This window comes from Falsiroseomonas sp. CW058, assembly GCF_050563535.1.
Taxonomy (GTDB): Bacteria; Pseudomonadota; Alphaproteobacteria; order Acetobacterales; family Acetobacteraceae; genus Falsiroseomonas.
Map to the genome: position 1 here is coordinate 1 of NZ_JBNXUO010000064.1, position 6,609 is coordinate 6,609.

9 protein-coding genes and 1 pseudogene are annotated in these 6,609 nt (G+C 74.2%); 4 read left to right on the plus strand and 6 right to left on the minus strand.

Annotation, left to right across the window (positions count from 1 at the left end; all coding sequences use genetic code 11):
• Window positions 1-279 (plus strand): annotated as a pseudogene (locus ACK8OX_RS25050) (hypothetical protein); the annotation flags it as partial.
• Window positions 280-329: 50 nt separating this feature from the next.
• Here ACK8OX_RS25050 and ACK8OX_RS25055 read toward each other — a convergent pair.
• Window positions 330-554 (minus strand): hypothetical protein, encoded by a 225-nt coding sequence (locus tag ACK8OX_RS25055; RefSeq protein WP_430667022.1) that lies wholly within the window; start codon window positions 552-554, stop codon window positions 330-332.
• Window positions 551-1,099: an N-acetyltransferase family protein gene (locus tag ACK8OX_RS25060; RefSeq protein WP_430667023.1), complete on the minus strand. Its 549-nt coding sequence runs from the start codon at window positions 1,097-1,099 to the stop codon at window positions 551-553. The genes ACK8OX_RS25055 and ACK8OX_RS25060 overlap by 4 nt, the downstream gene beginning before the upstream one ends.
• A 31-nt stretch (window positions 1,100-1,130) precedes the next feature.
• Between ACK8OX_RS25060 and ACK8OX_RS25065 the strand changes: the two genes are divergently transcribed.
• A complete protein-coding gene (locus tag ACK8OX_RS25065; RefSeq protein WP_430667024.1) occupies window positions 1,131-1,730 on the plus strand; it encodes a helix-turn-helix domain-containing protein in 600 nt (199 codons plus the stop codon).
• 41 nt (window positions 1,731-1,771) lie between these two features.
• On the plus strand, window positions 1,772-2,689 hold the full coding sequence (locus tag ACK8OX_RS25070) for an AEC family transporter (RefSeq protein WP_430667026.1): 918 nt from the start codon (window positions 1,772-1,774) through the stop codon (window positions 2,687-2,689).
• A gap of 9 nt (window positions 2,690-2,698) precedes the next feature.
• Here the strand turns inward: ACK8OX_RS25070 and ACK8OX_RS25075 are convergent, their stop codons facing one another.
• Entirely contained in the window at window positions 2,699-3,649 is a 951-nt protein-coding gene (locus tag ACK8OX_RS25075; RefSeq protein ID WP_430667027.1) for an isocitrate lyase/PEP mutase family protein, read from the minus strand.
• A gap of 129 nt (window positions 3,650-3,778) precedes the next feature.
• Between ACK8OX_RS25075 and ACK8OX_RS25080 the strand changes: the two genes are divergently transcribed.
• Window positions 3,779-4,177, plus strand: a complete 399-nt coding sequence (locus ACK8OX_RS25080) for a KTSC domain-containing protein (protein ID WP_430667028.1) — start codon at window positions 3,779-3,781, stop codon at window positions 4,175-4,177.
• A gap of 25 nt (window positions 4,178-4,202) precedes the next feature.
• Here ACK8OX_RS25080 and ACK8OX_RS25085 read toward each other — a convergent pair whose 3' ends face one another.
• The 3 genes from ACK8OX_RS25085 to ACK8OX_RS25095 form a co-directional block, all read right to left on the minus strand.
• Window positions 4,203-4,448, minus strand: a complete 246-nt coding sequence (locus ACK8OX_RS25085; RefSeq protein ID WP_430667029.1) for a hypothetical protein — start codon at window positions 4,446-4,448, stop codon at window positions 4,203-4,205.
• 197 nt (window positions 4,449-4,645) lie between these two features.
• Entirely contained in the window at window positions 4,646-5,647 is a 1,002-nt protein-coding gene (gene trpS, locus ACK8OX_RS25090) for a tryptophan--tRNA ligase (RefSeq protein ID WP_430667030.1), read from the minus strand.
• A 49-nt stretch (window positions 5,648-5,696) separates the two neighbouring features.
• Window positions 5,697-6,386: a YggS family pyridoxal phosphate-dependent enzyme gene (locus ACK8OX_RS25095; protein WP_430667031.1), complete on the minus strand. Its 690-nt coding sequence runs from the start codon at window positions 6,384-6,386 to the stop codon at window positions 5,697-5,699.
• Window positions 6,387-6,609: the final 223 nt, after the last annotated feature.

A 6,609-nucleotide genomic window follows, 5' to 3' on the forward strand; every position in this document is an offset into this window, starting at 1 on the left:
GGCCAGCCGCCGGACGCCGTCACCCGCCTGCTCGGCGAACCGCGTCTGCGGCGCGAGGAGGGGCCAGCGGAGGTCTGGCACTACCAGGCCACGCAATGCCATCTCGACCTGGTCTTCTACCGCGAGGAGGGCCCCGCCCCCGCCATGCGCGTCGCCTTCGCCGCCGCGCGCGCCGTCGGCACCGCCCGGCGCGGCGAGGCCGCCTGCCTGCGCGACATCGCCCGCGGCGCCACGCGCCCGCCCGGCGGCGTCGCCGAACAGGTGGCGGCGGGGGCATAGCCGGTCGCCGGGGTGCGGAAGGGGTCCGCCTGCCTCCCGGCCAGGGCCGCCTACAGGTGGCGGCCGCGTTCCAGGATCTCGAGCGTGTAGTCCCGGTAGCTCATCCCGAGTTCCTCGGCCCGCGCCAGGCGGCGCAGGACCACTTCGCGTGGCGGGGCCTTCCAGGCGCGGCGATGGGCGACGCGCCAGCAATGCCGGCGCCAGCCCAGCGCGGCCAGTTCCTCGGCATCCGGCTCCTCCAGCGGCGGGCCGCCGTTATGGCCGGGGCCGCTCATCGCCCGAGGTCGCGGTAGAAGAAGGCCGCGGGGCAGGCGCTGCCATCCGGCATCAGCGCGTAGCGCGGCACGGTGCCGAGATGCGTCCAGCCGAGCCGCCGGTACAGCCGGTCCGCCGCGCTCCCCGCCTCGGTGTCCAGCACCAGCAGCGTGCGGCCCCGCGCGCGCGCCGCCGCCTCCGCCGCCCGCATCAGCGCGGCGCCGGTGCCGCGGCCGCGCGCGCGGCGATGCACCAGCATCTTCGCGATCTCCGCGCGGTGCGGCTGGTTCTCCTGCGGGGCGGGGACGAGCTGCACCGTGCCGACCGGGCCGCCGCCCGCCTCCTCCGCAAGCAGGAGCACCCGCGCGCCCGTCGCCACGTCCTCGGCCACGCCGCGCCAGAAGGCTTCCGCCCGCGCCCGCGCCAGCGGCCACATGAAGCCCACCGAGGCGCCGCCCGCGACGCAGTCGGTCAGGATGTCCGCCAGCGCCGGGACCAGCGTCGCGGCCTCGGCACCCCCGACGGGGCGGATGCGGATGCCGGGCGGTGGGGCAGACAGGCTCATTGTCAGACACTATGATGGACGTATGTCTACCATGCAAGACGACGCCGCGCAGGAAACCGATCAGGAACCCGATGACGCAGCCCGCCGCCTGGCGCTGCGGCTGCGGCAGGAGAGGGAGGCGCGCGGCTGGTCGATCGCCGAGCTCGCGGCGCGTTCCGGCGTCTCCCGCGCCATGATCAGCAAGGTCGAGCGCGCCGAGGCGAGCCCGACCGCCGCGCTGCTCGGCCGGCTCTCAGGGCCGCTCGGCCTTACCGTCTCGGCCCTGCTCGCGCGGGCGGAAGCGGGGGCGGTCGGCGGCGTGGTGGCGCGGGCGGCGGACCAGGCGCTGTGGCGGGATCCGGGCAGCGGCTACCTGCGCCGCCAGGTCTCCCCGCCGGGCGCCGATCCGGAACTGGCGCGGGTGGAACTGCCGCCCGGCGCGCGCGTGGCCTTCCCGGCGGCGTCCTACGCGCTGATGCGCGGGCAGCTGGTCTGGCTGCTGGAGGGGGAGTTGCTGTTCCACGAGGGCGCGGCGACGCACCGGCTCGCGCCCGGGGATTGCCTCGCGCTCGGCCCGCCCGCGGATTGCGCCTTCGAGAACCCGTCGAAACAGCGGGCCTGCATCTACCTGGTGGCGGTGGCGCGGCGCTGACGGCGCGGCGAGGATGGGGGGATGACGATGCCCCCATCCCCATGACCGCCTGGCTCGATGCCTTCGTGCCGGTCTTCGGCCTGCTCGCCCTCGGCGCCCTGCTGCGCCGGCGGCTGCTGCGGGACGATGCGGTCTGGGCAGGGTTCGAAAGGCTGGTCTTCTGGGTGCTGCTGCCCTGCCTGATCGTCAACGCCCTGGCGGCCATCGACATCACGAAGCTGCCGGTGGGCGGGCTGGCGCTGACCTTCTGGGGCGCGCTGGCCTGCGGCACCGCCATCTCCGTCCTGGTGGCGCGGGCGCTGGGGCAGGGGCATGCGGCGATGACCTCCGTCCTTCAGGGGGGCATCCGCTTCAACAACCTGATGGGCTTCGCCATCGGCGGCGCCGTCTGGGGCCAGCCGGGGCTGGCGCTGGCGGCGGTCGCGACCGGGCTGATCGTGCCCTTCGTGCAGGCCGTCTCGACCATCGCCTTCGCGCTCGACGGCTCGCGGCAGGTCAGCGTCCGGCGCGTCCTGCGGCAGGTGATGATGAACCCGCTGATCCTGGCCTGCATCGCCGGCTTCGCCGTCGGCATCCTGGGCGGGCTGCCGCCGGGGCTGGCGCCGGCGGTGCGGAATCTCGGCCAGGCCTCGGTCGCGCTCGGCCTGCTCTGCGTCGGCGCGGCGCTGACGCTGCGGGGCCTGGGCGACCGGCCGCTGGTGCAGGCGGCGACGGCCGGGCTGAAGCTGGTGGCGATGCCGGCGATGACCTGGGCGCTGGCCGCGGCGCTCGGCGTCGGGCCGCTGCCGACCGCGCTCGCGGTGCTGTTCATGGCCCTGCCCACCGCCGCGACGAGCTACGTCATGTCCCGCGCCATGGGCGGCGACGCGCCGCTGATGGCGGCGATCACCACCAGCGAGCACCTGCTGTCGGTCCTCACCCTGCCGGTCTGGGTGTGGCTGCTGCTGCGCCTGGGGTGACGGCGCCGCTCAGCGCGCCTCCACCCGCAGGTAGCGATCCTCCAGCGCCCGCCAGGTGGCGTTGTCGAACAGGGTCCACAGCTCGCCATGGCTCAGCATCCGCGGAGCCATCGCGTTGGTGCTGCCCGTCTCCTTCAGCGAGGCCAGCATCTCCAGCCCCGCCTTGGCGAAAAGCCGCGTCAGCGCGTTCGGGTAGATCGCCAGCCGGAAGCCGAGCGCATGCAGCCGTTCCGCCGGCAGGATGGGGGTCTTGCCGCCTTCCACCATGTTGGCCAGCAGTGGCACGCCGGGGAAGGCGCGGCCGATCTCGGCGAGTTCGGCCTCGCTCTGCGGGCTTTCCACGAAGATGACGTCGGCGCCGGCCGCGCGGTAGGCCCGCGCGCGTTCGATCGCGGCCGCCAGCCCTTCCCCGGCGCGGGCATCGGTGCGGGCGATGACGGCGAAATCCGGGTCGCGCCGGGCCTCGATGGCGGCGCGGATGCGCATCACCATCGTCTCCACCGGGGCGATCACGCGGCCGGGCTCATGGCCGCATTTCTTCGGCCATTCCTGGTCCTCGATCTGGATGGCGCTGACGCCCGCGCGTTCGTATTCCCGCACCGTGCGGATGACGTTGAGCGGCCCGCCATAGCCGGTGTCGCCATCGGCGATGACGGGGATGGACACCACGTCGCAGATGCGCCGCACGCGGTCCAGGATCTCGCCGAAGGACAGCGCGCCGACATCGGGCGCGCCCATCGCGCTCATCGAGATGCCGGAGCCGGTGACGTAGAGCGCGGGGAAGCCCGCCGCCTCCACCAGCCGCGCGCCCACGCAGTCGAAGGCGCCGGGCGCGAGGAACAGGTCGCCGCCGGCCAGGAGCTGCCGCAGCCGCCGGTGCCGCCCCGGCGCATCGGCCAGCCCGACGGGCATGGCCGGCGTGTCCACGCGGGGCGAGGGCGGCGGGGTGATGTCGGGCATGGGCGGCTCCTGTCCTGTTGCAGGACGATCACCATGCCGGGCGAAGCTGTCAAACCGGATGAGGTCCCGGCTATCCCGACCGGGGGCGACGCGATACGCCTCGTGGTTGATCCCAGCGAGAGACACCGCATGCGCCGCGCAGGGCTGCCTGCTTTCCTGCCCCTCCTGCTGCTCGCCGCCCCGGCGGCGGCGGAGACCTGCAGCCGTTCCACCTTCGCGTCCCAGGACTATGCCTTCGCCCGCTGGTGCGGCGACCCGGCGACCACCGGCACCCTGCAGGTCGCGCGGCGCGATGGGCGCAGCACCAGCTTCCTCGACGTGCCGGCCGACACCTACCGGGAGCTGATCCGCACCCACGCCGTCCAGCGATTCCTCGCGACCGAGGTGGAGCCGAGGTTCCGTCGCGCCGGCGTGCCCGCCCTGCGAGAGGCGCCCGCGCGGGACGACACGCCGCCCCAGCGCAGCGCCGCGGTCGCCCGCCCGGCACGGGAGGAGTTGCCGCTGCCGCCGGTGCCGCCGAGGCGCTGAGGCCCGGCGCCCGCGCCGGGACCGTTCAGCCGCCGCCCTGGCCTGGCAGGGTCGCGCGCAGCTGCGGCTCCGCCGTGCCGCCGCCATCATGCAGGCCGCTGTCGAGCCCCTGGGGCGCGGTGTTCGTCGCCGTGCCGACATCCAGCACGAAGAGGTCGTCGAAGGATGAACCGGGCGGGCTCCAGGGAGCATTCATGCCGCCGCCCGTCACGGCGTCCAGCGCGTCGGGGTCGAGTGCGACGGGTGCGGAAGGCGTCGGGCGTGGCGGCATGGCTTGGTCCTGGGCTTGGCGGGACAGGGTGTGCCCGCTGCGGAAGCCCGGCCCTGCCGAACCCCCGCGGGAACGGATGGAAGCCTATCGCATCGATGGCGTGACGGAAGATGAACCGCGCCTCTCGCCGCGACAGGCTGCGCCTTTCGGCGCCCATCTCCGCGGCAGGAAGACGCTATCTCCGCGGCAGGAAGACGCTATCTCCGCGGCAGGAAGCCGACGATCTCCTCCGCCCGCGCGCAGATCGGCGCTGCGATGGCATCCGCCCGGTCGGCCCCCTTGCGAAGCTGCGCGTCGAGCGCCGCGGGGTCATCCAGCAGGCGCGACATCTCCCGCCGGATGGGGTCGAGATGCGCAACCAGCGCCTCGGCCAGCACTTCCTTGAAGGCGCCGAAGCCCTTGCCGCCGTGTTCCCGCAGCACCCCGGCATGGGTGGTGCCGGTGATGGCGGCGAGGATGCCGACCAGGTTCCGCGCCTCCGCCCGGCCTTCCAGCCCCGCTTCCGCCTCGGGCAGCGGCTCGGGGTCGGTGCGGGCGCGGCGGATCTTCAGCGCGATCGCGTCGTGGTCGTCGGTCAGGTTGATGCGCGACTGGTCGGAGGGGTCGGACTTCGACATCTTCTTCGTGCCGTCGCGCAGCGACATCACGCGCGCGGCGACGCCCTGGATCAGCGGCTGGATCGCCGGGAAGAAGTCCACGCCGTAGTCGTGGTTGAACTTCTGGGCGATGTCGTTGGCCAGTTCCAGGTGCTGCTTCTGGTCGTCGCCCACCGGGACCATGGTGGCGTGGTAGGTCAGGATGTCGGCCGCCATCAGGTTCGGATAGACATAGAGGCCCGAGGACGCGGCTTCCCGGTCCTTGCCGGCCTTGTCCTTGAACTGGGTCATCCGGTTCAGCCAGCCCAGCCGGGCCACGCAGTTGAAGATCCAGGCGAGGCGGGTATGCGCCTGCACATGGCTCTGGATGAACAGCGTGCAGCGGTTGGGGTCGAGCCCGCAGGCGATCAGCGCGGCCGCCATCTCCCGCGTCTGGCGGGCCAGTTCCCTCGGGTCCTGCCAGACGGTGATGGCGTGCAGGTCCACCACGCAATAGATCGCCTCATGCGTGTCCTGCATCGGCACCCAGTTGCGGATGGCGCCGAGATAGTTGCCGAGGGTGGGCACGCCCGAAGGCTGGATGCCGGAGAAGACGCGGGTCATGGGGGCCTTCTACCCGCTCCTCCGCCGGTCGGGGAGGGGTGGGGACGGATCAGGCCGTGGGCGGATAGGGCCGGCTGCCGAAGATCGCGGTGCCCACCCGCACATGCGTCGCGCCCTCGGCGATCGCCGCCTCGAAATCGCCGCTCATGCCCATCGACAGCGTCCGCAGCCCGTGGCGGGCGGCAAGCGCGGCGAGGCCGGCGAAATGCGGGCGCGGGTCGGCCTCCACCGGCGGGATGCACATGAGGCCCTCCACCGGCAGCCCGTGCTCCTCGATGCAGGCGCGGAGGAAGGCGTCGGCCTCGGCACGCGGCACGCCGGCCTTCTGCGGCTCGTCGCCGGTGTTGACCTGGACCAGCAGGGCGGGGCGGCGCCCCTCCCTCGCCATCGCCTCGGCCAGCGCGGCGGCGAGCTTCGGGCGGTCCAGGCTTTCGATCACGTCGGCCACCCGCACCGCGTCGCGGGCCTTGTTGGTCTGCAGCGCGCCGATCAGGTGCAGCCGCAGCGCCGGATGCGCGGGGCGCAGCGCGGGGAACTTCGCCCCCGCCTCCTGCACCCGGTTCTCGCCGAACACTGCCTGGCCGGCGGCGAGCGCGGCTTCCACCGCCGCGGCGGGATGGGTCTTGGAGACGGCGACGAGCGTGACGGAGGCGGGATCGCGCCCGGCCCGGCGGCAGGCTTCCGCGATGCGGGCCTTTACGGCGGCAAGGTTGGCTGCGATGGCGGCGGGGTCGGTCACGCGGGGGCATCCGGGGCGGTGGGGGTGCGGACGCTAGAAGGCTGGTCACGGCGGCTCAAGCCGCAAGCCGGCGCGGGCGCGCGGGGCGTGCCGCGGCTGTGGCTGCTGTCGGACCCGCGGCGCCTGCCGGACCCGCGCGCGGCCGCCGCAACGCTGCCGCGCGGGGCCGCGGTGCTGGCGCGCGGGATCGCGGCGGCGGCGGTGCTGGACGGGCTGCGGCGCG

Coding starts and splice junctions, on each gene's coding strand:
- trpS (WP_430667030.1), bottom strand. CDS start 5,647: ATGACCCGCGTCTTCTCCGGCATCCAGCCTTCGGGCGTGCCCACCCTC.
- ACK8OX_RS25065 (WP_430667024.1), top strand. CDS start 1,131: ATGCAAGACGACGCCGCGCAGGAAACCGATCAGGAACCCGATGACGCA.
- ACK8OX_RS25070 (WP_430667026.1), top strand. CDS start 1,772: ATGACCGCCTGGCTCGATGCCTTCGTGCCGGTCTTCGGCCTGCTCGCC.
- ACK8OX_RS25085 (WP_430667029.1), bottom strand. CDS start 4,448: ATGCCGCCACGCCCGACGCCTTCCGCACCCGTCGCACTCGACCCCGAC.
- ACK8OX_RS25060 (WP_430667023.1), bottom strand. CDS start 1,099: ATGAGCCTGTCTGCCCCACCGCCCGGCATCCGCATCCGCCCCGTCGGG.
- ACK8OX_RS25075 (WP_430667027.1), bottom strand. CDS start 3,649: ATGCCCGACATCACCCCGCCGCCCTCGCCCCGCGTGGACACGCCGGCC.
- ACK8OX_RS25055 (WP_430667022.1), bottom strand. CDS start 554: ATGAGCGGCCCCGGCCATAACGGCGGCCCGCCGCTGGAGGAGCCGGAT.
- ACK8OX_RS25080 (WP_430667028.1), top strand. CDS start 3,779: ATGCGCCGCGCAGGGCTGCCTGCTTTCCTGCCCCTCCTGCTGCTCGCC.